The 23,752-nt window shown below is 59.7% G+C and carries 24 protein-coding genes; 21 read left to right on the top strand and 3 right to left on the bottom strand.

Features of this window, described 5'->3' with window-relative positions; genetic code table 11:
- The 3 genes from EXW71_RS08765 to EXW71_RS08755 all read left to right on the top strand — a co-directional run.
- Window positions 1–478 (top strand): ATP-binding cassette domain-containing protein (locus EXW71_RS08765; protein WP_134742662.1); only part of this gene is annotated, 478 nt, incomplete at its 5' end.
- A gap of 17 nt (window positions 479–495) precedes the next feature.
- Window positions 496–1,461: an L-arabinose ABC transporter permease AraH gene (gene araH, locus EXW71_RS08760; RefSeq protein WP_123714290.1), complete on the top strand. Its 966-nt coding sequence runs from the start codon at window positions 496–498 to the stop codon at window positions 1,459–1,461.
- A gap of 141 nt (window positions 1,462–1,602) precedes the next feature.
- Window positions 1,603–2,406 carry an IclR family transcriptional regulator gene (locus EXW71_RS08755; protein ID WP_134657079.1) on the top strand — a complete coding sequence of 268 codons (804 nt, stop codon included), beginning with the start codon at window positions 1,603–1,605 and terminating at the stop codon, window positions 2,404–2,406.
- On the opposite strand, the gene EXW71_RS08750 is transcribed toward EXW71_RS08755, so the two are convergent.
- The gene (locus EXW71_RS08750) at window positions 2,407–3,459 is read right to left on the bottom strand and encodes an NAD(P)-dependent alcohol dehydrogenase (RefSeq protein WP_134657078.1); all 1,053 of its coding nucleotides are present in this window, start codon (window positions 3,457–3,459) and stop codon (window positions 2,407–2,409) included.
- Window positions 3,460–3,683: 224 nt separating this feature from the next.
- Between EXW71_RS08750 and EXW71_RS08745 the strand changes: the two genes are divergently transcribed.
- Window positions 3,684–4,577, top strand: coding sequence for an AraC family transcriptional regulator (locus EXW71_RS08745; protein WP_123714255.1), 894 nt, complete (start codon window positions 3,684–3,686; stop codon window positions 4,575–4,577).
- Here the strand turns inward: EXW71_RS08745 and EXW71_RS08740 are convergent.
- Window positions 4,574–5,962 carry a PLP-dependent aminotransferase family protein gene (locus EXW71_RS08740; protein WP_123714256.1) on the bottom strand — a complete coding sequence of 463 codons (1,389 nt, stop codon included), beginning with the start codon at window positions 5,960–5,962 and terminating at the stop codon, window positions 4,574–4,576. The two genes, EXW71_RS08745 and EXW71_RS08740, sit on opposite strands and share 4 nt — an antisense overlap.
- 349 nt (window positions 5,963–6,311) lie before the next feature.
- Between EXW71_RS08740 and EXW71_RS08735 the strand changes: the two genes are divergently transcribed.
- From EXW71_RS08735 to glyA, 5 genes are all read left to right on the top strand, one after another.
- Window positions 6,312–7,517, top strand: coding sequence for a benzoate/H(+) symporter BenE family transporter (locus tag EXW71_RS08735; protein ID WP_123714257.1), 1,206 nt, complete (start codon window positions 6,312–6,314; stop codon window positions 7,515–7,517).
- Window positions 7,514–8,686 carry an FAD-binding oxidoreductase gene (locus tag EXW71_RS08730; protein WP_123714258.1) on the top strand — a complete coding sequence of 391 codons (1,173 nt, stop codon included), beginning with the start codon at window positions 7,514–7,516 and terminating at the stop codon, window positions 8,684–8,686. The genes EXW71_RS08735 and EXW71_RS08730 overlap by 4 nt, the downstream gene beginning before the upstream one ends.
- A 29-nt stretch (window positions 8,687–8,715) precedes the next feature.
- The gene (locus EXW71_RS08725; RefSeq protein ID WP_123714259.1) at window positions 8,716–9,147 is read left to right on the top strand and encodes a Rid family detoxifying hydrolase; all 432 of its coding nucleotides are present in this window, start codon (window positions 8,716–8,718) and stop codon (window positions 9,145–9,147) included.
- Between the two features lie 88 nt (window positions 9,148–9,235).
- Window positions 9,236–10,489: a threonine synthase gene (locus EXW71_RS08720; protein ID WP_123714260.1), complete on the top strand. Its 1,254-nt coding sequence runs from the start codon at window positions 9,236–9,238 to the stop codon at window positions 10,487–10,489.
- An 11-nt stretch (window positions 10,490–10,500) separates the two neighbouring features.
- A complete protein-coding gene (gene glyA / locus EXW71_RS08715) occupies window positions 10,501–11,739 on the top strand; it encodes a serine hydroxymethyltransferase (protein ID WP_134657077.1) in 1,239 nt (412 codons plus the stop codon).
- Between the two features lie 48 nt (window positions 11,740–11,787).
- On the opposite strand, the gene EXW71_RS08710 is transcribed toward glyA, so the two are convergent.
- Window positions 11,788–13,452 (bottom strand): electron transfer flavoprotein-ubiquinone oxidoreductase, encoded by a 1,665-nt coding sequence (locus tag EXW71_RS08710; protein WP_123714262.1) that lies wholly within the window; start codon window positions 13,450–13,452, stop codon window positions 11,788–11,790.
- 505 nt (window positions 13,453–13,957) lie between these two features.
- On the opposite strand from EXW71_RS08710, the gene EXW71_RS08705 reads away from it, so the two are divergent.
- From EXW71_RS08705 to EXW71_RS08645, 12 genes are all read left to right on the top strand, one after another.
- Entirely contained in the window at window positions 13,958–14,707 is a 750-nt protein-coding gene (locus EXW71_RS08705) for an electron transfer flavoprotein subunit beta/FixA family protein (protein ID WP_014719538.1), read from the top strand.
- Window positions 14,708–14,709: 2 nt separating this feature from the next.
- Window positions 14,710–15,639, top strand: coding sequence for an electron transfer flavoprotein subunit alpha/FixB family protein (locus EXW71_RS08700; RefSeq protein WP_123714263.1), 930 nt, complete (start codon window positions 14,710–14,712; stop codon window positions 15,637–15,639).
- Between the two features lie 73 nt (window positions 15,640–15,712).
- Window positions 15,713–16,528 carry an ABC transporter substrate-binding protein gene (locus EXW71_RS08695; protein ID WP_134657076.1) on the top strand — a complete coding sequence of 272 codons (816 nt, stop codon included), beginning with the start codon at window positions 15,713–15,715 and terminating at the stop codon, window positions 16,526–16,528.
- A gap of 9 nt (window positions 16,529–16,537) precedes the next feature.
- Window positions 16,538–16,900, top strand: a complete 363-nt coding sequence (locus EXW71_RS08690) for a DUF4398 domain-containing protein (protein WP_134657075.1) — start codon at window positions 16,538–16,540, stop codon at window positions 16,898–16,900.
- A complete protein-coding gene (locus tag EXW71_RS08685; RefSeq protein WP_134657074.1) occupies window positions 16,897–17,709 on the top strand; it encodes an OmpA family protein in 813 nt (270 codons plus the stop codon). Before EXW71_RS08690 ends, EXW71_RS08685 begins: the two co-directional genes overlap by 4 nt.
- A 259-nt stretch (window positions 17,710–17,968) precedes the next feature.
- Window positions 17,969–19,408, top strand: coding sequence for a PLP-dependent aminotransferase family protein (locus tag EXW71_RS08675; RefSeq protein WP_123714266.1), 1,440 nt, complete (start codon window positions 17,969–17,971; stop codon window positions 19,406–19,408).
- Window positions 19,409–19,512: 104 nt separating this feature from the next.
- Window positions 19,513–19,986, top strand: coding sequence for a translation initiation factor 2 (locus EXW71_RS08670; RefSeq protein ID WP_123714267.1), 474 nt, complete (start codon window positions 19,513–19,515; stop codon window positions 19,984–19,986).
- 163 nt (window positions 19,987–20,149) lie between these two features.
- Window positions 20,150–20,404, top strand: a complete 255-nt coding sequence (locus EXW71_RS08665) for a YkgJ family cysteine cluster protein (RefSeq protein WP_134657072.1) — start codon at window positions 20,150–20,152, stop codon at window positions 20,402–20,404.
- Window positions 20,405–20,445: 41 nt separating this feature from the next.
- Window positions 20,446–21,051 carry an START domain-containing protein gene (locus tag EXW71_RS08660; RefSeq protein WP_134657071.1) on the top strand — a complete coding sequence of 202 codons (606 nt, stop codon included), beginning with the start codon at window positions 20,446–20,448 and terminating at the stop codon, window positions 21,049–21,051.
- A gap of 103 nt (window positions 21,052–21,154) precedes the next feature.
- Window positions 21,155–21,391 (top strand): hypothetical protein, encoded by a 237-nt coding sequence (locus EXW71_RS08655; RefSeq protein ID WP_123714270.1) that lies wholly within the window; start codon window positions 21,155–21,157, stop codon window positions 21,389–21,391.
- Window positions 21,392–21,605: 214 nt separating this feature from the next.
- Window positions 21,606–21,947 (top strand): ribonuclease E inhibitor RraB, encoded by a 342-nt coding sequence (locus EXW71_RS08650; protein ID WP_060756266.1) that lies wholly within the window; start codon window positions 21,606–21,608, stop codon window positions 21,945–21,947.
- A 395-nt stretch (window positions 21,948–22,342) separates the two neighbouring features.
- The gene (locus EXW71_RS08645; protein WP_134657070.1) at window positions 22,343–23,752 is read left to right on the top strand and encodes a circularly permuted type 2 ATP-grasp protein; all 1,410 of its coding nucleotides are present in this window, start codon (window positions 22,343–22,345) and stop codon (window positions 23,750–23,752) included.

Here is a 23,752-nt window from a genome sequence, read left to right as displayed (position 1 = left end):
GGGCATCATCCCGCTGTCCAGTGTCGCCGAGAACATCAATATCAGCGCCCGCGGTGCCCACTCGAGGTTCGGCTGGCTGCTGCGCGAGGGCTGGGAAAAAGGCAACGCCGACCACCAGATCAAGGCGATGAAGGTCAAGACGCCGAATGCCGAGCAGAAAATCATGTACCTCTCGGGCGGCAACCAGCAGAAGGCGATTCTGGGCCGTTGGCTGTCGATGCCGATGAAAGTGCTGCTGCTGGATGAGCCCACGCGCGGTATCGACATCGGCGCCAAGTCGGAGATCTACCAGATCATCCACAACCTGGCGGCGAGCGGTATTGCGGTGATCGTGGTGTCCAGCGACCTGATGGAAGTGATGGGCATCAGCGACCGCATCCTGGTGATGAGCGAAGGCGCCCTGACCGGCGAGTTGGCTCGCGAACAGGCGGATGAAGCACGGCTGTTGCAACTGGCTCTCCCGCGTTCGCGGGCTTGAAGAATGCGAGGTGAATGATGTCCGAGGTAAAAACTGCAAAAGGCTTCTGGCCGGGCTTCAACCAGCGCAAGTTTCTTGATGATTGGGTGATGCTGTTGGCGGCGCTGGCCATCTTTGTGCTCAGCGCACTGTTTATCGACAACTTCCTCTCGCCCCTGAACATGCGTGGCCTGGGCCTGGCGATTTCCACCGTTGGCATTGCGGCGTGCACCATGTTGTTCTGCCTGGCATCGGGGCATTTCGACCTGTCGGTGGGCTCGGTGATTGCCTGCGCCGGCGTGGTGGCGGGGATTGTGATCCGCGACACCGACAGCGTGGTGCTCGGTGTGTCGGTGGCGTTGGCCATGGGCCTGGTGGTGGGGCTGATCAACGGTATCGTCATTGCCAAATTGCGCATCAACGCGTTGATCACGACGCTGGCGACCATGCAGATCGTGCGCGGCCTGGCCTACATCTTCTCCAACGGCAAGGCGGTGGGGGTGATGGATGAAAGCTTCTTCGTGTTCGGTAACGGTCAACTGATGGGCGTGCCGGTGCCGATCATCATTACCGTGCTGTGTTTTGTGTTCTTCGGCTGGCTGCTCAACTACACCACGTATGGGCGCAATACCATGGCCATCGGCGGCAACCAGGAGGCGGCGTTGCTGGCCGGGGTGAACGTCGATCGTACCAAGATCATCATCTTCGCCGTGCACGGTTTGATCGGCGCCTTGGCCGGAGTGATCCTCGCCTCGCGCATGACCTCGGGCCAGCCGATGATCGGCCAGGGGTTTGAACTGACGGTAATTTCCGCCTGCGTATTGGGCGGGGTGTCGTTGAGCGGTGGGATCGGCATGATTCGGCATGTGATTGCCGGGGTGTTGATTCTGGCGATCATTGAGAATGCGATGAACCTGAAAAACATCGACACGTTCTACCAGTACGTGATCCGCGGTTCGATCCTGCTGTTGGCGGTCATCATTGACCGTATGAAGCAACGCTGAACGTGTGCAAAGGGGCCTGCTCCCGATAGCGGCCATACACAGCCGTCGGAGCTGGCCTCCTTCTACATACATTTTTATGTGCGCTGTGTTCGCGTTCATCATTTGCCATAATGCCCCCGCTTTCATACTTATAGGCCCGATATGCAGGAAAACGCCCACACCCCCGTCAAAGACGCCGCCCCCACCGGTACCCAGACCCTGCTGCGTGGCCTGGGCGTGGTACAGGCGGTAGCGGCCGGTGCGCGGGACTTGAAAGAGATTGCCAAGCGCATCGGCACCACCCGCAGTACCACCCACCGCCTGGCCAGTTGCCTGGTGGAGGAGCGTTACCTGCGCGTGGTGCCGCAAGTCGGTTATCTGCTGGGGCCGAAGTTGATCGAACTGGGGTTTCAGGCCCGCGAAGAGCTGCCGTTGGTGAGCTTGGCCGTACCGTATCTGGATGAATTGTCGGCACTGACCGGAGACACCATCCACCTGGCGATTCGCGAGTACGACGACGTGCTCTACCTGCACAAGAACCCCGGCCGCAATGGCCCGGAAATGCGCTCGCGAGTTGGCCATCGCATGCCGTTGGCGCGTACCGGTATCGGCAAGGCGCTCCTGCTGGATGACGGTGTGGAGGAGTGGCAGCGCCTGTACGAAGTCAGCTTGCCGGTCAGTGGCAAAAGCCAGGCATGGCCGCAGCACCCGGAGCAGTCCTGGGCACAGTTCGAACAGCGCATGCGTGAATATGTGGTGGGCGGGTATGCGTTCGATCTGGAAGACAACGAACCATCGATCCGTTGTGTGGCGGCACCGGTGCGCGACGCCAGCCGGCGAATCGTCGCCGGCATCAGCATCGCCAGTACCGTGCCCTACATGCCGCTGGAGAAAATGGCCGAGCTGATCCCTGTGGTCAAACAGGTCGCAGCCCGGCTGTCAGCGGAGTTAGGCGCGAAAGCCTGATCAGGCTTTCAGGGTTGCCATGTCGATGACAAAGCGGTACTTCACATCACCGGCGATCATGCGGGTGTAGGCCTCGTTGATCTGACGGATGTCGAGCATTTCGATGTCGCACGTGATGTTGTGCTCGGCGCAGAAATCCAGCACTTCCTGGGTTTCTGCAATACCGCCGATCAGCGATCCAGCCAATACTTTGCGGCCCAGCACCAGCTTGGCGGCATGCACCGGTGGGTCAACCGGCTCGATCAGGCCGACCAGGATGTGTACGCCGTCAAAGCGCAGTACGTCGAGGTAGGGGTTCAGATCGTGCTGCACGGGGATGGTGTCGAGCAGGAAATCGAAGTGCCCGGCAGCGGCTTTCATCTGCTCGGCGTCGGTGGATACGATGACATGGTCGGCGCCCTGACGACGGCCTTCCTCGGCTTTGCTCGCGGAGCGGGTGAACAAGGTCACTTCCGCGCCCATGGCCTTGGCGAACTTGATGCCCATATGGCCCAGGCCGCCCATGCCGAGTACGCCGACTTTATCGCCGGCCTTCACGCCGTAATGCTTGAGCGGCGAGTAGGTGGTGATGCCGGCGCAGAGGATTGGCGCGGCGCTGGCCGGGTCGAGCTTGGCCGGGATCTTCACCACGAAGTGCTCGCTGACCACGATGCTGTCCGAGTAGCCGCCCATGGTGTTGCTGCCGTCTACGCGGTCCGGGGTGGCGTAGGTCATGGTCGGACCTTCGAGGCAATATTGCTCCAGGTCTGACTTGCACGCCTCACAGTGACGGCACGAGTCGACCATGCAGCCCACACCGACCAGGTCACCGACTTTATGCTGGGTGACCTTGGCGCCGACGGCGGTGACCTTGCCAACGATCTCGTGGCCCGGCATCAGCGGGTACACGGCGATGCCCCATTCGTTGCGGGCCTGGTGGATGTCGGAGTGGCAGACGCCGCAGTAAAGGATCTCGATGGCCACGTCATCAGCGCGTGGGCTGCGGCGCTGGAAGGACATGGGGGCGAGGGGAGTGGTGGCCGACTGGGCGGCATAACCGATGGCGGTGTACATGGGGAAACCTCGCAAAAGCTTGGACAAGTGAGGTGGCGCATTTTGCGCGCCGACCCTGGGACCGAACATGGCAAATGCTCCGAGTCTCATGCCTAAAGCTCCGGAGGAGCAGCTAAAAGCGGCAAGCTGCCAGCGGCAAGCTATAAACTGCGTACTTTCTTGCAGCTTGTGGCTTGAAGCTAGCTAGCCTGCACCAAGACGTGATTTTTCCGAGAGCTGCTTTTATGTTGTTGACCCGCCATCTCGATGCCAATGCTCCGCTGGTTGCCTTGATTGAAGGGCTTGCGCCCCGCGACGGTTTTTCGCCCACTCATCTGCCCGGCGTGCAAGTACTGCGCGCCAGCTGTGACGTGGCGCGCGGGCCGCAGATCTATGAGCCGAGCCTGATGTTCGTGGCCCAAGGCAGCAAGGTTGCCTACTTGGGCCCGCGCACGTTGGAGTACGGCGCCGGGCACTACCTGATCCAGGCGATGCCGGTGCCGTTCGAGTGCGAGACGTTTGCCATGGCGTCGGATGCGCCGCTGCTGGGCGTGACGGTGGGCATTGATCGTGTCGTGCTGGGTGAGTTGGTGATGGCCATGGGCATTCAGGCCGGGCCGCCGCCGACGGCGCAGACGCTGGAGTCGATGAGTTCGGTGGTGCTCGATGATGCGATGCGCGGGTGTGTCGAACGGCTGTTGCAATGCCTGCACGATCCGCTGGAGAGCCGGATCATGGGGCCGGCGCGGGTGCGCGAGTTGTTGTTCACCGCGTTGCGCGGGCCTCAGGCTGATGTCCTGCGCGCATTGGTGGAACAGCAGGGGCAGTTTTCACGGATTGCCACATCGTTGAATCACCTGCACGCCCATTATGCCGAGCCGCTGAATATCGAGACCCTGGCGGGGTACGCGCATATGAGCGCGTCGACGTTTCATGAGCATTTCAAGCGCTGCACCTTGTTGTCGCCGGTGCAGTACTTGAAGCGTCTGCGTTTGCTCAAGGCCCAGCAGTTATTGTTGGTGGAAGGCATGGGCGTGGCACAGGCGGCGCACAGCGTGGGGTATCAGAGCACGTCGCAGTTCAGCCGGGAATACAAACGCTATTTCCTGCGCAATCCGGGCGAAGAGCGAGCCGCCTAGTAATAACGTCGCGGGTCGGACTCGATCAGGCTGGCCAATTTGGTCAGGGCAAAGCGCAATTCGTCCTGGCTGGTGGGCGACATCAGCACCAGTCGCACGCTGCGCGTGGCCCCGGAACGTTCAGCCTGGAACTGCGTGCCACTGAGTACCAGGACGCCATTGGCGCGCGCCAGCATGGTGAATTCGTCGCTGGTCCAAGGCTCCGGCAGTGTCAGCCAGACATGGTAGGAATACGGCTGGGTCTTGAGTTCGAAGTTGGCGAAGATCTCCTGAGCAATGGCCTGCCTTCCGGCGGCTTCGTTGCGCTGGATGCGAATCAGTTTTTTGTCCAGGCCTTCGGTGATGACGTTGCTGGCCAGTTGCGCGGTCAGCGGCGATGGCATCCATACGCTGCTGCGCACCATCGAAGTGAGGCGTGAGAGTAGTTTTGGCGGGCTATAGAGATAGCCGATGCGCAGCGCGGGCATCACCGACTTCGACAGGCTGGTGAGGTACACCGAGCGATCCGGGGCAAACGCCGACAGGGGTTTGATTGACGGGTCGGTGGCCAGGAAACCATAGATGTCATCGTCGAGAATGATGAAGTCGAACTCCTCCGCCAGCGCCGCGATTTGTGCCCGGCGTCTTTGCGACATGATCGCCGCCGTCGGGTTCTGACAGGTCGCTACGCACACCAGCATGGCTGGTTTTTCGCGCAGGCACAGCTCGCGCAACGCCTCGGGAATGATGCCTTCATCGTCCATCGGCACGCCACGCAGGCGGCGTTCAAGGCCGTGGGCCAGGGAAATGATGCCGGGATAGCAGAGTTCTTCGCACAGTACCAAGTCACCGGCGTTGGTCAGGGCACTCATTGCGACCATCAAGCCGTGCTGCGCGCCGGCGGTGATGATCACCTGCTGCCATTGTGCGTCGGGCAACGAATGCCGCAGCCACTGCGCCCCCGCCTCACGGTGTGCCGGGTGCCCGCCGTCTGGCGCGTAATCCAGGGCTCGGGCGAAATCGGTGCTCTTGGCCAAGCCCACGAGTGCGTCGCGCAGCCAGTACTCCAGGGTTTCGCTGTAGGGCTTGATGATCGAAAGATCGAGCAGTTCGGACTGACCCAGGTTCAGTGTTGCAGCGCTGTTACTGGCGGGCAGCTCCAGCTGTTTTTGATTAAGCACATACGTACCGCGCCCCACTTCCCCCTGCACCAGTCTACGCCGATGGGCTTCGCTATACGCCCGGCTGATGGTGCCCGGTGTGACATTCAGCGTCGTGGCCAGTTCTCGCAAGGTCGGAAGACGGTCACCCTCGCTCAACACGCCGTTATTGATATCGCGCGCCAACGCATCGGCAATCGACAAATACATCGGCTGGTTGAACTCGCTTAGCTGGGGAACCCACATGAATGATCACTGCCATCGTAGAAATGATGAATATCCGAGCATATCACATGGAGGTTAGACAACTGATAAATCGAGTCAATCTGATAATTGAGTCGATTGATATCGTAGTTGGGTCGAAGATAATTAGACGATCACGATATTTTTTAAAATAAAAAAGGTTATATAAATCAATAAATTATTTGATTAATTACGCCAAATTCAGAGCTGCTGGCAAAAAAACATCTCGTAACAATCTCATTGGCTATTGAATCAACTCAATTTATTCAAATACACTCGTCTCGAATCGAATCAATCGACTCAATCAATCCACTGGTCACTGCGCGACTCCGCCGCGCCAAGTCGAGACATCATGGACACACTCAGAAAGGATCTATCCCTGTCAGCCGTCATCGCGGGCTTTATCGCCGTGATCATTTCGTATGCCGGCCCCTTGATCATCGTGTTTCAGGCTGCCAAGGAAGCGCACCTGACCAATGACGTGGTGTCTTCATGGATCTGGGCGATTTCCATCGGTAGCGGCATCACCGGTCTGTTCCTGAGCTGGCGCCTGCGGGTACCGGTCATTACGGCATGGTCAACACCGGGGGCGGCGCTGCTGGTGTCGATGCTGCCCACTGTGACCCTGCCGCAGGCTATCGGTGCGTACGTCGTGGCGTCGGTGATCATTGCGCTGGTCGGTTTGTCCGGCGCGTTCGACAAGCTGATGAGTCGCCTGCCCAAAGCGATCGCCGCCGCCATGCTGGCGGGCATTCTGTTTCGCTTTGGCGCTGAACTGTTTACCTCGATCAAGCTGCAGCCGGCGCTGGTGCTGTCGATGATCGCGGCCTACTTGATGTTCAAACGCTTTTCGCCGCGCTACGCAATTCTGTCAGTGCTGATTATCGGGTGTGCGGTGGCCGCCTCGTTTGGTGAGCTCAACAGTGGGGCAATCACCATCGCCGTGGCTCATCCGGTGTTTATCGCGCCGGAGTGGAACTGGCACGCGATCATCAACATTGGCCTGCCGCTGGCGCTGGTGACACTGACCGGCCAATACGTGCCGGGCATGGCCGTGTTGCGTACTTCGGGCTACAACACTGCGGCGCGTTCGATCATCTCGGTCACGGCAATCGGTTCGGTCCTGATGGCGCCGTTCGGCTCCCACGGCTTCAACCTCGCCGCGATCACAGCCGCCATCTGCACCGGTCGCGAAGCCCATGAAAACCGCGATAAACGCTACATCGCGGGGATCGCATGCGGGGTGTTCTACATCCTGATGGGAACCTTTGGCGCGACCCTGGCCTCCGTGTTTTCCGCATTGCCCAAAGAATTGATTGCCTCCCTGGCCGGTCTGGCGCTGTTCGGTGCAATCAGTGCCGGGCTCACCGGTGCTATGGCGGACGAGAAACAACGGGAGGCGGCATTGATTACCTTTCTGGTGACGGCCTCGGGCATGAGTTTCCTCGGTCTGGCCGCTGCTTTCTGGGGCCTGATTTTTGGCCTGGTGGCGCACTTTGTGCTGACGTACACCCGGGAAAGCAAAGCTGCCGCATTGGCCGAGGGCAGCCGACCATGAGTGCCTGTTATGACTTTATTGTGGTGGGCGGTGGCATCGCCGGTGTGTCTGCCGCGTATGAGCTGGCGGCCCATGGCAGTGTCTGCCTGCTTGAGCGGGAACAGCAGTTGGCCTACCACACCACCGGCCGCTCGGCGGCCATTTCCATGGAAAGCTATGGCAACCAGCAGATCCGCTCGCTGACCTGTGCTTCCCGGAGCTTTTTCGAGAGCCCGCCCGAAGGTCTGGCCGAACACCCATTATGGTCGCCACGGGGTGCATTGATCGTGGCGCAGGCCTCGCGAGTGGAGGCACTGGCGGCGCGTTTGCATGCCGTGCTCGAGCAGGTTCCGACCGCCAGGCTCCTTGACGATAAGCAGGTGCTGGAGCTGGCGCCGTACCTGGCCGAAGGCGTCTGGAGCGCGGGTATCTACGAACCCAGCGCTTTCGATCTGGATGTGCATGGCATTCACGGCGCCTACCTCGGCGGTTTTCGGGCCAGGGGCGGTGTGATCAAGCGTGAGGCCGAGGTTGTTCGCGGCGAACATCGTAAGAGTCACTGGGCCTTGCATACCGCTGACGGCCAACGGTTGGAAACGGCCGTCGTGGTCAACGCCGCCGGTGCCTGGTCGGATGAACTCGCCGAGCGCTGCGGTATGGAAAAGGTCGGTGTGCGGCCGCTGCGTCGCACGGTGCTGGCCGTTGACCCGCACTGTGACGTGCACCACACGCCTTACCTGGGCACCATTGACGAAGATATTTTCATCAAGCCCGAAGCCGGGCGTCTGATCGTTTCACCCTGTGATGAAAGCCCCTCGCTGCCTTGCGATGCGCTGCCGGAAGAACTGGATCTGGCCATCACGATGGACCGTCTGCAAAGCACGACGCGTTTACGCCCACGCTCGATCATCAACAAGTGGGCGGGCCTGCGCACTTTCGTCGCTGACCGTTCCCCGGTACTCGGCCAAGATCCACAGCAAGAAAGCTTTATTTGGCTGGCCGCGCTGGGTGGCTACGGCATTCAGGCGGCGCCGGCCATTGCCCGGTTGTGCAGCCACGCAGCGCTGGGCATCGCCATGCCAGCGGACCTCGCGGCGCTGAAACTCAACTATCAGCATTTTTCCCCGTCCCGTTGCCGTGACGAGGATTTTTCAGGCCTGGCCGTCACACAGGTTGCCGATTTGCACTAACCCCAACCCGCTTAACAAGGAACGTCACCATGCAGACAAATGCTCAGCTCCAGCCTGTCGCCAAGCCTTTCCTGGGCGAAGACAACGTGATTTTCACTGACAAGGCGCCGCTGCCCCTGGGTACGTATTCCCAGGGAATCAAGGTCAGTCACGGGCAAACTATTTACCTCTCGGCGCAGACTCCAGTCTCGGCGTTGAGCAATGAGGTGCTGGCCAAGGACTTCGAAGGCCAGTTGCGGCAGACCCTGGACAACTTGCAGCAAATGGCCGAAGCGGCGGGTGGCACATTGGCGAATGTGGTCAAGGTCACGGCGTTCATCACTGACCTGAGCGAATTTCCGACGCTCAACCGGGTGATGGAGGAGTACTTCACCAAACCGTATCCCGCCCGTACGACTGCCGGCGCCAGTGCCCTGGCACGCAACACCCTGGTTGCGATCGACGCGATCATGGTGGTCTGAAACACCTTCCGTCCGTGAAGTGCCCGCCGGCCCAAAGGGGCCGGCCTCGGCGGGAACCACCCGCACACCATACTTTCAGGAGGGGGCTATGAATCATTCGTATAGAGAGTATGTGTTGCAGTGCCTGGTTTGTGATCGCAGCTACCAGCCGCATGAGGTCAGCTATTACTGCCCTCATTGCAAGACTGAGGGTGCGCTCGATGCGCTTTACGATTACCCGACGCTCAAACGCGAATGGTCCAGGGGCAGTCTGGCCCACGAGCATGCCCGTGGCATGTGGCGCTATGACCGGTTGATGCCGTTGAGTTCGACGCAATTCATTCCGCCGTTACTGGTGGGGAACACGCCGCTGTATTCGCGCCCGGAACTGCTCGGCAAGGGTGCGCGGATCAAAGTCTTTATCAAGGATGAATCCCGCCAGCCCACCGGGTCGCTGAAGGATCGTGCCAGTGCCCTGGCAGTGGCCCATGCCATGCAATGCGGCGCGCGCACTATCGCGGTGGCAAGCACCGGCAACGCCGCTTCGGCTCTGGCCGGGATGAGTGCCAGCTTGGGGCTGCGCAATGTGATTTACCTGCCCAAGAGCGCACCCCGGGAAAAGCTCGCGCAGATGCAAGGCTACGGCGCCGAGATTGTGCTGGTGGACGGCCAATACGACGAAGCCTTTGAACAATGCCTTGACGCCTGCGAAACCCACGGCTGGTACAACCGCACCACCGGAATCAATTCGTACATGAGCGAAGGGAAGAAAACCGTAGCGTTCGAGCTGTGCGAACAGCTCAACTGGCAAGTACCGGACTTGGTGTTTGTGCCGGTGGGTAATGGCTGCATTCTCGGCTCGGTGTACAAGGGTTTTTTCGACTTGCTGCAGTTGGGGTGGATTGAGCGTATTCCGCGCCTGATCGGTGTGCAGGCCGAGCACAGCAATTTTATGTACCGAGCCTGGCGCAGTGACCTGCCAATGCAGCAGGTGGAACGCATTGCTCCCACCAGCCTGGCCAGCAGCATCAATGTAGCCCTGCCGCGCGACCGTCTCAAAGCCCTGCGTGCGGTGACCGCCAGTGGGGGCGAGTTCATTTGCGTCAGTGACCCGAGCATTGTCGCCGCCGCTTCCCGGCTAGCCACCAGTACTGGGGTGTTTCCCGAAGCGGGCGCCGCCAGCGCTTTCGCCGGCCTGCTCAAATATGCCGAGGAGAATCCCGGTACTGCGCAAACTGCCGTGATCCTGATCACCGGCAGCGGCTTGAAAGACACCTCCATTTTTCTATCCGACTCGGCCAGAAACCCTTCACGGGTGCAGTCGCATCCTGTACCTGCGGCACTGGCCGACGAGTTCACCTGAGGAATCACAGCATGAGCCTGCAAAACTTTGACCCCGCCGTTGCCCGCCTGATTGATCGTGAGCGCAACCGTCAGGAAACTCACCTGGAATTGATTGCGTCAGAAAACTACGTCAGCGACGAAGTGCTCGAGGCCCAGGGCTCGGTGCTCACCAACAAATACGCCGAGGGCTATCCGGGCAGGCGCTATTACGGCGGGTGCAGCGTTGTCGACGAGATCGAAAACCTGGCCATAGAGCGTGCCCGCAAGCTGTTCAATTGCGAGTACGTCAATGTCCAGCCGCACTCCGGGTCCCAGGCGAACCAGGCGGTGTTTCTGGCGGTGCTTGAACCGGGCGACGCTATCCTGGGGATGTCCCTGGCTCATGGCGGTCACTTGACGCACGGCGCCTCGGTGAATTTTTCGGGCAAGTTCTACCAGGCGTTTTCCTACGGCTTGGAGCGTGAAACCGAGACTCTCGACTACGCCGAAATGGAAGCGCTGGCCCGAGAACACAAGCCGAAGTTGATCATCGCCGGGGCTTCTGCCTATTCGCGAACCATCGATTTCCAGCGATTTCGCAAGATCTGCGATGAAGTCGGCGCCTACTTGATGGTGGATATGGCGCATTACGCCGGCTTGATCGCAGCCGGCGTGTACCCATCGCCGGTCGGTATCGCCGATTTCATCACCTCCACCACCCACAAAACCTTGCGTGGCCCGCGCGGTGGCTTGATCCTGGCCAAGGCGCAATACGCGGCGCTGCTCGACAAGACCATTTTTCCCGTTTATCAGGGCGGGCCGCTGATGCATGTCATCGCCGCCAAAGCCGTGGCGTTCAATGAGGCGCTGAGCGATGGGTTCAGGCACTACCAGCAACGGGTGATCGACAACGCCCGCACCATGGCCGACATTCTCACTCGCCGTGGTTTGCGTGTGGTGTCCGGTGGCACGGATTGCCATATGTTCCTGCTCGATCTGCGCTCAATGAACATCACCGGCAAAGATGCCGAGGCGTTGCTGGAGAGCGCCCACATCACACTGAACAAGAATGCGATCCCTGATGATCCGCAGAAACCGGCGGTCACCAGCGGCATTCGCATCGGTACGCCGGCGCTGACCACTCGGGGCTTTGGCGAAGCGGAGTGCGCCGAAGTGGCGAACCTTATCGCTGACTTGCTGGAGCAGCCGAACAACGCGGCGCTGCTGGATAAGACGCGACGCCGGGTGATGCACTTGTGTGAATGTTTTCCGGTGTATTTGTTGCGCTGATACAAAAAAGCCAACGCCGAAGGGCGTTGGCTTTTTTATGCGGCTGGCTTACATATTCGGGTAAGTCGGCCCACCCGCACCTTCCGGGGTGACCCACGTGATGTTCTGCGAAGGGTCCTTGATGTCACAGGTCTTGCAGTGCACGCAGTTCTGGGCGTTGATCTGGAAGCGCTTCTCGCCGTCTTCCTGGGTGATCACTTCATACACGCCCGCCGGGCAGTAGCGCTGTGCCGGTTCATCGTAGAGCGGCAGGTTGGTGCCGATCGGGATGCTTGGGTCTTTCAATTTCAGATGGCACGGTTGTTCTTCTTCGTGGTTGGTACCGGAGATGAACACCGAGCTCAGCTTGTCGAAGCTCAGCTTGCCGTCGGGTTTGGGGTAGTCGATCTTCTGGCTGTCCTTGGCCAGCTTGAGGCAGGCGTAGTCCGGCTTGGTGTCGTGCAGGGTGAACGGCATCTTGCCGCCGAGGATATTCTGGTCGAACCAGTTGAAGCCTGCGCCGAGGATCGGACCGAACTTGTGCATCGCCGGGCCGAAGTTGCGGCTGGCGAACAATTCTTCGTAGAGCCAGCTGGACTTGAAGTTGTCGACGTAAGCGGTCAGTTCGTCGCCGCCTTCGGATTCGGCAAACAAACGGTCGGCCACGGCGTCGGCGGCGAGCATGCCGGACTTCATCGCGGTGTGGCTGCCCTTGATCTTGGCGAAGTTCAGGGTGCCGAGATCGCAACCGATCAGTGCGCCACCTTTGAAGACCATCTTCGGCAACGAGTTAAGGCCGCCTTTGCAGATGGCGCGGGCACCGTAGCTGATGCGCTTGCCGCCTTCGAGGTACTGGGCCAGCACCGGGTGGTGCTTGAGGCGCTGGAACTCATCGAAGGGCGACAGGAAGGTGTTGCTGTAGGACAAATCGACGATCAACCCCACCACCACCTGGTTGTTTTCCAGGTGGTAGAGGAACGAGCCGCCGGTGTTTTCGGCGCTCATGATGTCCAGCGGCCAACCGGCGGTGTGCACCACCAGGCCAGGCTGGTGCTTGGCCGGGTCGATTTCCCAGATTTCCTTCAAGCCGATGCCGTAGTGCTGGGCGTCGGCCTCGCTGTCCAGGTTGAAGCGCTGGATGAGTTGTTTGCCGATGTGGCCACGGCAACCTTCTGCAAACAGCGTGTACTTGCCACGCAGTTCCATGCCTGGGGTGTAGACGCCTTCTTTTGGATGGCCTTCGCGGTCGACACCGAGGTCGCCGGTGATGATCCCGCGGACTACGCCGTTTTCGTCGAACAGCGCTTCCTGGGCAGCGAAGCCCGGATAGACTTCCACGCCCAGGTTCTCGGCCTGCTGGGCCAGCCAGCGGCACAGGTTGCCCAGGGAGATGATGTAGTTGCCTTCGTTGTGCATGGTCTTGGGCACAAAGAAGTCAGGCACCTTGGTAGAGGTTTCGGGGCTGCGCAGTACATAGATGTCATCGCGCACCACAGGCGTGTTGAGCGGGGCGCCGAGGTCTTTCCAGTCCGGGAACAGTTCGTTCAGGGCGCGTGGTTCGAACACGGCACCGGAGAGGATGTGGGCGCCGACTTCGGAGCCTTTCTCGACCACGCAGACGCTGATTTCTTTACCGGCTTCGGTGGCCTTCTGCTTCAGTCGGCAGGCGGCAGACAGCCCCGCCGGGCCGGCGCCGACGATGACCACGTCGAATTCCATGTATTCGCGTTCCACAGGCTATCTCCTACTCAAGGCTCAACAGGCTTTTTTTTCTAATGGGTGGAGGTTTCGGTGTCGTCTGGCGTCTAGGCCGACCCACCTTGCTCTCTAGGTGGCGCATTATATATAGACCACTGTCAGCGTCCAATACAAACGTTTGTTTGAATCCCTTGGAAGCTAGGTAAATCAAAGCAACGCGGCTTATGACTGGCTATTTTGGCGTATTGACCAGAATAGGCGTTCCGGTCAATATACGGTCGGTTTTGCGCTTACCGTAGGCAGACTGCAGGTTTCAAGAGCACGTCCAAAAGCAAGACAGGTCACGCTAGCCTGAACGATGGCGCGCATTTTACACACTGCGATAAGGAATGACCTCCCGGTCACTACTGACGAACGGTCATCGCTATCCCATTGCTGCGCCATCTCTGCGGTTTTTGGAGGTGCCCTTGTGTGCCGATGAGCATCAACCGCCAGGTTCGCCTAGGCGACTTTCTTTTCACCGGAGAGTAACGAGGAATCCATGAAGGTTCTTGTAGCTGTCAAACGCGTTGTCGATTACAACGTGAAAGTTCGCGTCAAGGCGGACAATTCCGGCGTCGACCTCGCCAACGTCAAGATGTCGATGAACCCTTTCTGCGAAATCGCCGTGGAAGAAGCTGTGCGCCTGAAAGAGAAAGGCGTGGCGACTGAAATCGTGGTGGTTTCCATCGGCCCGACCACTGCTCAAGAGCAGTTGCGTACTGCCCTGGCCCTGGGCGCCGACCGTGCCATCCTGGTCGAGTCCGCTGAAGAGCTGACCTCCCTGGCCGTTGCCAAGTTGCTCAAAGCCGTGGTCGACAAGGAACAGCCGCAACTGGTGATCCTTGGCAAACAGGCGATCGACAGCGACAACAACCAGACTGGCCAGATGCTGGCTGCGCTGACCGGTTACGGCCAGGGCACCTTCGCCTCCAAAGTCGAAGTGAGCGGCGACAGCGTTGCTGTTACCCGTGAAATCGATGGCGGTGCACAGACGGTTTCCCTGAAACTGCCGGCCATCGTCACCACCGACCTGCGTTTGAACGAGCCACGCTACGCGTCGCTGCCAAACATCATGAAAGCCAAGAAGAAGCCGCTTGAGACGCTGACTCCGGATGCTTTGGGCGTTTCCACCGCCTCCACCAACAAGACCGTCAAGGTTGAAGCACCGGCTGCACGCAGCGCGGGCATCAAGGTCAAGTCGGTGGCCGAACTGGTCGAGAAACTGAAAAACGAAGCGAAGGTAATCTAACCATGACTATCTTGGTAATCGCAGAACACGACAACAAGGTAGTGGCTCCGGCCACCCTGAACACTGTCGCCGCCGCCGCCAAAATCGGTGGTGATATCCACGTTCTGGTCGCCGGCCAAAGCGTTGGCGCCGTGGCTGAAGCCGCTGCAAAAATCGCTGGTGTGAGCAAAGTACTGGTCGCCGACAACGCGGCCTACGCTCACCAGTTGCCGGAAAACGTTGCCCCGCTGGTTGCAGAGCTGGGCGCTGGTTACAGCCATATCCTGGCTGCCGCGACCTCCAACGGTAAAAACATCCTGCCACGCGTTGCCGCGCAGCTGGACGTTGATCAGATCTCCGAGATCATCTCGGTCGAAAGCGCCGACACCTTCAAGCGCCCGATCTACGCCGGTAACGCCATCGCGACCGTACAGTCCAACGCTTCGGTAAAAGTCATCACCGTACGCGCCACCGGTTTCGACCCGGTTGCAGCCGAGGGTGGTTCGGCTGCCGTTGAGGCCGTTGCTGCTGCCCACGACGCTGGTACTTCCAGCTTTGTTGGCGAAGAGCTGGCCAAATCGGATCGTCCTGAGCTGACCGCTGCCAAGATCGTCGTTTCGGGCGGTCGTGGCATGCAGAACGGTGACAACTTCAAACACCTGTACGCCCTGGCCGACAAGCTGGGCGCTGCGGTCGGCGCTTCCCGCGCCGCGGTCGACGCAGGTTTCGTACCCAACGACATGCAGGTCGGCCAGACCGGCAAGATCGTTGCGCCACAGCTGTACATCGCCGTCGGTATCTCCGGTGCGATCCAGCACTTGGCCGGTATGAAAGACTCCAAAGTGATCGTTGCGATCAACAAGGACGAAGAAGCACCGATCTTCCAGGTGGCTGATTACGGCCTGGTGGCGGACTTGTTCGAAGCCGTACCTGAGCTGGAGAAGCTGGTCTAATCCAGCGGCTTCACTTATAAAGAGCCCGGTCCTTGTGACCGGGCTTTTTTTTGACTACTCGGAGAGCTTCGCCATGGAATTGCGCCCCTGGGCGGTACTGCTGGGCTTCACGCTGCTGCCAGACCTGGCGCTGGCCGCCGGCAAGTGTGAGCGCCTGGTGATCACCGGCAGCCCGGACGCACCGCCCTTGCTGTGGCGCGATCCCCAAGACCCGACGCACCTGATTGGCGCCACCGCCGACGTGCTGCAACAAGTGGGCAAGGACCTTGGGCTGAAAATCGATCTGCTCTACGGCGGCAAGCGCTCCCTGGCCCTGGATGAAGTGCGCAGCGGGCGCATGGACATACTCGCCGATGCGCCGCTGAACCTGGGCGAGTTGGAAACCCTCGATTACATCCACCCCGCGCTGATGCAGATCGATTACCTGGTCTGGACCCGCAAGGATTCGCCCCTGATCTACGCCACGGCCGCCGACCTGCATGGGCATAAAGGTGCGGTGTCGGAGCGTGCCCGCTTGAGCGCAGGCTTTGAAACCTTTGCGGGCCAGCAGTTGAGCCTGCAACGCTTGCCTGGCCTGACACAGGCCTTCCAGAAGTTGCTGCTCGGGGAAGTGGACTACGTACTTGCCGGACGCTACTCCGGGATGGCCATGGCCCAGAGCCTGGGCATGAGCAATGATCTGATTGCGCGCGAAACGCCTGTCGACCAGCCCGGATTGTACTTGGCGGTTTCCCACAACTCGGCCTGCAATGACCCGTGGCTACGCGGACAGTTGGCCAAAAAGATGACAGAATTGCCCACGTCCGACGTCGCGAACACCGCGCTGCAGCGCAATCTTGAGCGCTGGAAAGCGCAACTGCAGCAACCGGTCGGCACCTCAGCAAAGTAAGGATTTACCGTGACTCTTCGACCTTTTCTCGCGGCCCTCGCCGTTGTCGCTTTGGCGGGATGTGCAGCTGATCCTGCGCCGAATGAACAAATGCGCCTCACCCAGCAAGCCTTGGAACAAGCCCGCGCCGTGGGTGCCAACACCGACGAATCGCCTGAACTGAAACTGGCTGAAGACAAGTTCGCCAAGGCCAAGGCGGATATGGCTGGCCAGTCCTACAAGGATGCACGTATGCAGGCTGAACAGGCCGAGCTGGACGCGCGCCTCGCCGAAGCGCGGATTCTGACCCGCAAAAGCCAGGAACAACTGAACGTGCTCAACACGCGCATCACCCGCCTGCGCAAGCAGTTGCAGTTGGGAGACGCCCAATGAGCCCGATCATGCGTGGTTTGAGTTGTGTCCTGTTGCTGAGCAGTGCCGCCCTGGGTGGTTGCGCCAGCCAGCCCAACAGCGAGCAGGCATTGCAGCAGGCCGGCAGTGACTTCCAGAAGGTCAAGGAAGACGCCAACGTGTTGCGTTTCGCGCCTAAAGACGTGATTCGCGCGGGCGAGTCCCTGGCCCGTGCAGACCGCTTGTCCAGCTATTGGGGCAGCGGTGGCGACGTGGTGCATTACGCCTACCTGAGCCAGCGCTACAGCGCGATCGCCCGTGAGCATACCGAGCAGGGTCTGAACGCCGAGCGCGGCACCAAGCTCGAACTGGAACGCCAGCGCCTGCAATTGGCCCTGCGTGAAAACAAACTGGCCAGTGTTCAGCAGCAGGGCAAGTGGGTCGAAGCACAAATCGCCAGCCTCACCACCCAGACCGACCGGGGCCTGGTGATGACCCTGGGAGATGTGCTGTTTGATACCGGCGAAGCTGAACTGCAGAACTCGGCCAACCGTACAGTGCTGAAGATTGTGCAGTTCCTGCAACTGAACCCCAAGCGTCGGGTGCGCGTCGAGGGCTACACCGACAACACCGGGGGCGAGCAGGAGAACCTGAAGCTGTCCCGCGACCGTGCTCAATCGGTCGCGGACCTGTTGATGGACCTGGGTATCGATGACAAGCGTATCGAGGTCGAAGGTTACGGCGACCAGTACCCGGTAGAAGCCAATGCCTCCGAGCGTGGCCGCGCCCAGAATCGCCGGGTGGAAATCGTATTTTCGGACGAAAAGGGCCAACTGGGCGCCGCTCGCTGAAAGCTCGCCTTACATCAACTGTAGGAGCGAGCTTGCGAAAAACCTCAACGATCACGCGCGCTGCCTGAATGAATGCGGCGCCTGTGGGTTTTTCGCAAGCAACCTCGCTCCTGCACGGTACCAGGGCAATCCCTCCCACAGTTTTTGCTGTCACTCCCGCCCGCGCTCGACTATTGTGGCAACTGTCCCCGTACACTTCTAAACTGTGCCGGTATGTTTCACACAAAAATAAAATACCCGTGAAATCGAGTGCTGCGTCATGACCAATCTGTTGCTTTACCAGCGCATTGCCCAGCAACTGGCTGAGGACATCCGGCGCGGTGTCTATCAGCCGGGGGAGCGCGTGCCGTCGGTGCGCAAGATGAGCTCCCAGCTCAACGTCAGCCATGCCACGGTGTTGCAGGCCTACGCCAACCTGGAAGACCAGGGGCTGATTCGGGCGCGGCCGCAGTCGGGCTATTACGTGCACCAGACCCCTGCGCTGACGGCACCCACGCCGGACATCGCGCGGGTCGAGCGCCCTGGGTTGGTCACCCGCAGCAGCATCATCCAGCAGGTACTGGTCGAGTCGCGCCGCGAAGGCGTCTTCCCGTTGGGCGCGGCGGTGCCGAGTGTCGACTACCTCCCGGTACGCGCGCTGCATCAACAGTTGGCCAAAGTCACGCGCTTCCAGAGCCCACGGGCGTTCAGCTACATGTTCAGCCCCGGTTTCGAACCGCTGCGCCGCCAGGTGGCGATTCGCATGCGCGACGCCGGCGTGGTGGTGGACCCGTCCGAAGTGGTGATCACCCACGGTTGCGTAGATGCGCTGCAGATGTCACTGCGTGTGCTCACCCGTCCCGGCGACCTGATCGCCGCCGAATCACCCACCTATTATGGATTGCTGCAACTGGCCGATCTGCTGGGGCTGAAGGTCATCGAGATCCCCAGCGATCCGGCCACCGGCATGAGCCTGGAAGCCCTGCAACTGGCGGCGAACCAGTGGTCGATCAAGGCCCTGGTGTTGACCACGCGCCTGAGCAACCCGTTGGGCGCGACCATGCCGGAAGAGCGACAGAAACAGTTGCTGCGTCTGGCCTCGGATTTCGATATCCAGATCGTTGAAGACGATATCTATGGCGAACTGATGTTCGAAGTCGGTCGCACCAAGGCCCTCAAAGCCTATGACCGCCTGGATCGAGTGATCTACTGCTCAAGCTTTTCCAAGACATTGTCGCCCGGTGTGCGAATCGGCTGGATGATCGCCGGCAAGTACCAGCAGGAAATCCAGCGCCTGCAGATGTTCAGCACCCACTCTGCCTGCAGCGTCACCCAGATGGGCGTTGCGGCTTACCTGGAGAACGGTGGCTACGACCGACACTTGCGCTACATCCGCCAGGAATACCGGAAGAATCTCAGCGCGTTCCAACTGGCTGTGCAGCAGTATTTTCCTGAAGGCACGCAAATGACCCGGCCAACCGGCGGCTTTATCCTGTGGGTCAGTTTGCCGGGGCGGGTCAATACTCAGGAACTGCACGTGCGCGCCTTGCAACAAGGCATCAGTATTGCGCCTGGGGTGATCTTCAGTAATACCGAACAGTTCAACCACTGTATTCGCCTGAACTGTGGGACGCCGTGGAACCGCGAGGCAGAGCGGGCATTGATGACCCTTGGCATGCTCGCCAACCAGTTGTGCCAGGAAACGGCGGCAGGCTTTTGAGGTGTAGAAAGGGGACAGTTCGCCCGCATGGCTGATCACCGCGCTTGTCATGCCGCGCACAACAAGCGAGCATATGGCTTTCTGCCGTTAATGCTGTTGGCGATATGACCTCTATTTTTCGCGCTGTCTGGATGGTTGGCCTGTTAACCCTGTGTAACGTCGGCACTGTGCTGGCCGCGTCGCCCGTGAGTGAAACCAAGCCCGCCGCCCAGGCTCAGCAGAAGACTCCAGCGAAAAAAACAGCCCCCGCCAAAAAGAAAGCCGCGCCGGCGAAGAAACGTGCACCGGTTGCCAGCAAATCCAAGTCGGCCCATGAAGTGGCGCAGACCAAGCTGCCACCGGCGCAGTTGGACCTGTCTTTGCCCACGGACATGGTGAGGCACTTGCAGCCAATCGGCACCATGCCCAAGCCCAAGAGCGTGCCGTTGTTGCCGCCGATGTTTGGCGAAAAGCCATCCGATAACAGCGCGTTCCAGATCAACGGCCGCTTGCTCAGTAATGAGATGAAGCTACAACTGCGTAACGAAGAACGGCGTGAAGTGGAAGGCGCCGCGCTGGATTTCGAATTCAAGCAGTAAACTTTCCCTGCAACGTGACGTTCGCCTTTGACCATCTGTCGCAGACTGGCCAGTCACTTTTGTTTTGTGCGAAAAACCCCTGTTAGACCATTTTAAAACGGCTGTTTTAGAGCGTACTCTAGTCCGGCCATCTCTATTGAGCCGTCGTCGAGGACTGCTGGTCATGAAATGCCGTGAAGGCTGTGGCGCTTGCTGCATCGCCCCCTCCATCAGTTCACCGCTACCGGGAATGCCCAACGGCAAACCCGCGGGAGAACGCTGCGTGCACTTGTCGGTCGAACAGCTGTGCCAGCTGTTTGGCCGTCCGGAGCGACCGGCGGTGTGCAGCGACTTCAAGGCGGATATCGAGGTCTGCGGCAACGACCAGGCCGACGCGATCCGGCTGATTGGCTGGTGGGAGCAGATGACGGCGGCTTGATGGGCTTTACTATCGGAACTTCAACAATAAGGAATACAACAATGGGTTCGCTGAAACGAATGGCGGTATTGTGCGGTTTTACAGTGTTGTTCGCTGCCACTGCCCAGGCGGAAGATTGGCAGGTTGCCAAGGACGAGGACGGTATCAAGGTGTCCTTGAGCGAAATCGCCGGCTCCAAGTACAAGGCTTATCGCGGTGTCACAGTGATCAAGGCCCCGGTTGCCAAGATCCAGGCCTTGCAGGAAGACGTGGCCGGTGCCTGTTCCTGGATTCACGAATGCAAATCGCAAAAGCTGCTCAAGCAGGAAGGCGACAAGAGCTGGACCTACACCCAGTTCAAGGCACCGTTCCCGGTGACCGACCGCGACTCCATCCTCGAAATCACCACCTCCAAGGCTGCCGACGGCACCGTGACCCGCAAGTTGCTGGAAGTGCCGACCTACCAGCCGGAAGTCAAAGGCTATGTTCGTGTGGCCCAGGTTGAGGGTTTCTGGAAGCTCGTGCCCAAAGGCGAGAACCAGACCGAAGTGACTTACCAGGTGCACACCGAGCCAGGCGGCAGCGTGCCGTCGTGGCTGGCCAACAAGTTCGTGGTGGACGCCCCGTTCAACACCTTGAAAGCCTTGAAAGAACACGCTGAAAAATAAACGTGGTTGATCAGGTGCCTCCGACCTTGGGTGGAACATTTGCCGAGCCCCCAAGGTCAAGATAGATGTGAGCCCACACTTGGGTTTTATCGAGGAGGCACCGATGCAAAAGTGGCAGATTACCTTTGTTGATGACCACGGCGTGAAGTCCGTGGAGCAATTCGATTGCGCGCAAAAGCCCAGCCTCGAAGATGCGGCGCACATGATCCGCAGCAAGCTGGTGCCGGTGGCCGCCGAACTCGACCTCAATGACCTTGAGGGACGCCAGCCTGAGCCTACGGTCAAGATCCTCAAGGACCAGAACAGTATCCAGATCCTCGACATCTCACCTGCTGCCTGAACAATCCCTGTAAGTCATCCAAACCACCTCTGGTGGAGGTGATAGCTTCGCGCTACTCTGCAAACGAGATCAGCGAATGAATCGCTAAGGTCTGGTCTTGTCAGCTACATGCTTGTTTTCCAGCGGTGTTGTTATTGCCGTAGTTCCTGCGCCAGTACGGCGCAGGCTTCGGGAAGCACGGAAAGTCTATCCATCGGTTTGAGGAGGACGTTTCATGAGCACAGCCTATCAAGAAGATATCAGCACCCATGTTCTGCGCCGCATGAAAGAAGGCGGCTTCGACTTCTCGCGTTTTCACCCCATTGAGTTCTACGCCATTTTCCCCGATGAAGAGCGGGCGCGCAGGGCTGCGGGTCGATTTCGTGGGGAATCGCTGAATGCCCAGGTCAGCGCGCGCGACGATGGCGCGTGGTACTTGGAACTGAGCAAAATCATGTCCGCGACCTACGACGGTATAGGAGACTTCGAGCAAGACTTTGAAGCGGTGGTCGAGCCGCTGGGCGGGATCATCGAGGGTTGGGGCGTGAAGCAGGAGGTGCGCGGCTTGCCCATGTAGTTTGTGTAGCGCCTCAATGTATCGGCTGACCTTCGGGTCGGCCGATTTTGTTTGTGTCGTCTGAAAATGTTCTGAACTTGCGCTGCACTTTTTCGGCCTCAAAAAAAAGCCACCCAATGAGGGTGGCCTAAAGGGAAGAGCGGAGCGCTGAAGGCAGTTCAGCAGATGGAGTGATTATCCCTGGAGGCTGCCGGGCAATGAAATCAACTCTGTCTATGCTGTTGATAGTCAAAGCCCGCATTGGGATGAAGCGTGAAGCAAGACGGCGGGCATTCTTCGCACCAGGACGGTGCGGCTGGATTTCGCTGGTTATCCAAAAGACTGATTTATAAGTGTTTATGCCGATGGCACGGGCCTTGCGATGGTTCTTGCGTCCGGGTGACAAGGAGTACGGCATGATCCGCACTTATTACGACGAGATGTACGATGAGGCCGGCCAGGTCCGCCCCCATTACCGCGAATTCGCCCGCTGGTTGGCCGGAACCCCTGCCGAGCTGCTCGCCCAACGCCGGCGTGAAGCCGATTTGCTGTTCCACCGGGCCGGGATCACGTTCACCCTGTATGGGGACGAGCAGGGCACCGAGCGCCTGATCCCCTTCGATACGATCCCGCGCAGCATACCGGCGAGCGAGTGGCGCATTGTCGAACGCGGCTGCGTCCAGCGGGTCAAGGCGCTGAACATGTTCCTCGCCGACCTGTATCACGACCAACGCATCATCAAGGCCGGGATCATTCCCGCTGAACAGGTGCTGGCCAACGAGCAGTACCAGCTGGCTATGCAAGGCCTGAATCTACACCGCGACCTGTATTCCCACATCTCCGGCGTCGACCTCGTACGGGATGGCGACGGTACCTACTACGTGCTGGAAGATAATCTGCGTACACCGAGCGGTGTCAGCTACATGCTCGAAGATCGCAAGATGATGATGCGCCTGTTCCCCGAACTGTTCGCCGCCCAGCGTATTGCACCGATCGATCATTATCCGAACCTGTTGCTCGATACCCTCAAAAGCTCAAGCCCTCTGGATAACCCAAGCGTGGTAGTGCTGACGCCGGGGCGCTTCAACAGTGCATTCTTCGAACATGCGTTCCTGGCCCGGGAAATGGGCGTGGAACTGGTGGAAGGAGCCGACCTGTTCGTGCGCGATGACCGCGTGTTCATGCGCACCACCGATGGCCCCAAGGCCGTGGATGTGATCTATCGTCGACTCGATGACGCGTTCCTCGACCCGCTGGCCTTCAATCCGGCCTCCATGCTCGGCGTGCCCGGCCTGCTCGCCGCCTACCGTTCGGGCAACGTGGTGCTGGCCAATGCCATCGGCACCGGGGTGGCGGATGACAAGTCGGTGTACCCCTTCGTCACCGAGATGATCCGTTTCTATCTGGATGAAGAACCTATCCTGAAGAATGTTCCGACGTTCCAATGTCGTAAGCCTGACGAACTGTCCCACGTACTGGCCAACCTGCCGGACTTGGTGGTGAAGGAAACCCAAGGCTCCGGCGGCTACGGCATGCTGGTGGGCCCGGCGTCCACGGCGGCTGAAATCGAAGCCTTTCGTGCCCGCATCAAAGCCAAACCCCACGCTTATATCGCCCAGCCGACATTGTGTTTATCCACGTGCCCGACCTTCGTCGAAAACGGCATTGCACCGCGCCATATCGACCTGCGTCCCTTTGTGTTGTCCGGCAAGGAAACCCGCGTGGTACCCGGCGGCCTGACCCGCGTGGCGCTGCGTGAAGGCTCGCTGGTGGTCAACTCGTCCCAGGGCGGCGGCACCAAAGACACTTGGGTGGTCGAGGACTGA

The sequence above is a fragment of the Pseudomonas sp. BCA17 genome (genome assembly GCF_004519405.1).
Taxonomy (GTDB): Bacteria; Pseudomonadota; Gammaproteobacteria; order Pseudomonadales; family Pseudomonadaceae; genus Aquipseudomonas.
This window is presented reverse-complemented; position numbering and strand designations above follow the sequence as displayed.

Excerpts from the sequence above, each read along its gene's own strand:
- araH (WP_123714290.1), top strand. The coding sequence starts at position 496 with ATGTCCGAGGTAAAAACTGCAAAAGGCTTCTGGCCGGGCTTCAACCAG.
- EXW71_RS08755 (WP_134657079.1), top strand. The coding sequence starts at position 1,603 with ATGCAGGAAAACGCCCACACCCCCGTCAAAGACGCCGCCCCCACCGGT.
- EXW71_RS08750 (WP_134657078.1), bottom strand. The coding sequence starts at position 3,459 with ATGTACACCGCCATCGGTTATGCCGCCCAGTCGGCCACCACTCCCCTC.
- EXW71_RS08745 (WP_123714255.1), top strand. The coding sequence starts at position 3,684 with ATGTTGTTGACCCGCCATCTCGATGCCAATGCTCCGCTGGTTGCCTTG.
- EXW71_RS08740 (WP_123714256.1), bottom strand. The coding sequence starts at position 5,962 with ATGTGGGTTCCCCAGCTAAGCGAGTTCAACCAGCCGATGTATTTGTCG.
- EXW71_RS08735 (WP_123714257.1), top strand. The coding sequence starts at position 6,312 with ATGGACACACTCAGAAAGGATCTATCCCTGTCAGCCGTCATCGCGGGC.
- EXW71_RS08730 (WP_123714258.1), top strand. The coding sequence starts at position 7,514 with ATGAGTGCCTGTTATGACTTTATTGTGGTGGGCGGTGGCATCGCCGGT.
- EXW71_RS08725 (WP_123714259.1), top strand. The coding sequence starts at position 8,716 with ATGCAGACAAATGCTCAGCTCCAGCCTGTCGCCAAGCCTTTCCTGGGC.
- EXW71_RS08720 (WP_123714260.1), top strand. The coding sequence starts at position 9,236 with ATGAATCATTCGTATAGAGAGTATGTGTTGCAGTGCCTGGTTTGTGAT.
- glyA (WP_134657077.1), top strand. The coding sequence starts at position 10,501 with ATGAGCCTGCAAAACTTTGACCCCGCCGTTGCCCGCCTGATTGATCGT.
- EXW71_RS08705 (WP_014719538.1), top strand. The coding sequence starts at position 13,958 with ATGAAGGTTCTTGTAGCTGTCAAACGCGTTGTCGATTACAACGTGAAA.
- EXW71_RS08700 (WP_123714263.1), top strand. The coding sequence starts at position 14,710 with ATGACTATCTTGGTAATCGCAGAACACGACAACAAGGTAGTGGCTCCG.
- EXW71_RS08695 (WP_134657076.1), top strand. The coding sequence starts at position 15,713 with ATGGAATTGCGCCCCTGGGCGGTACTGCTGGGCTTCACGCTGCTGCCA.
- EXW71_RS08685 (WP_134657074.1), top strand. The coding sequence starts at position 16,897 with ATGAGCCCGATCATGCGTGGTTTGAGTTGTGTCCTGTTGCTGAGCAGT.
- EXW71_RS08675 (WP_123714266.1), top strand. The coding sequence starts at position 17,969 with ATGACCAATCTGTTGCTTTACCAGCGCATTGCCCAGCAACTGGCTGAG.
- EXW71_RS08670 (WP_123714267.1), top strand. The coding sequence starts at position 19,513 with ATGACCTCTATTTTTCGCGCTGTCTGGATGGTTGGCCTGTTAACCCTG.
- EXW71_RS08665 (WP_134657072.1), top strand. The coding sequence starts at position 20,150 with ATGAAATGCCGTGAAGGCTGTGGCGCTTGCTGCATCGCCCCCTCCATC.
- EXW71_RS08660 (WP_134657071.1), top strand. The coding sequence starts at position 20,446 with ATGGGTTCGCTGAAACGAATGGCGGTATTGTGCGGTTTTACAGTGTTG.
- EXW71_RS08655 (WP_123714270.1), top strand. The coding sequence starts at position 21,155 with ATGCAAAAGTGGCAGATTACCTTTGTTGATGACCACGGCGTGAAGTCC.
- EXW71_RS08650 (WP_060756266.1), top strand. The coding sequence starts at position 21,606 with ATGAGCACAGCCTATCAAGAAGATATCAGCACCCATGTTCTGCGCCGC.
- EXW71_RS08645 (WP_134657070.1), top strand. The coding sequence starts at position 22,343 with ATGATCCGCACTTATTACGACGAGATGTACGATGAGGCCGGCCAGGTC.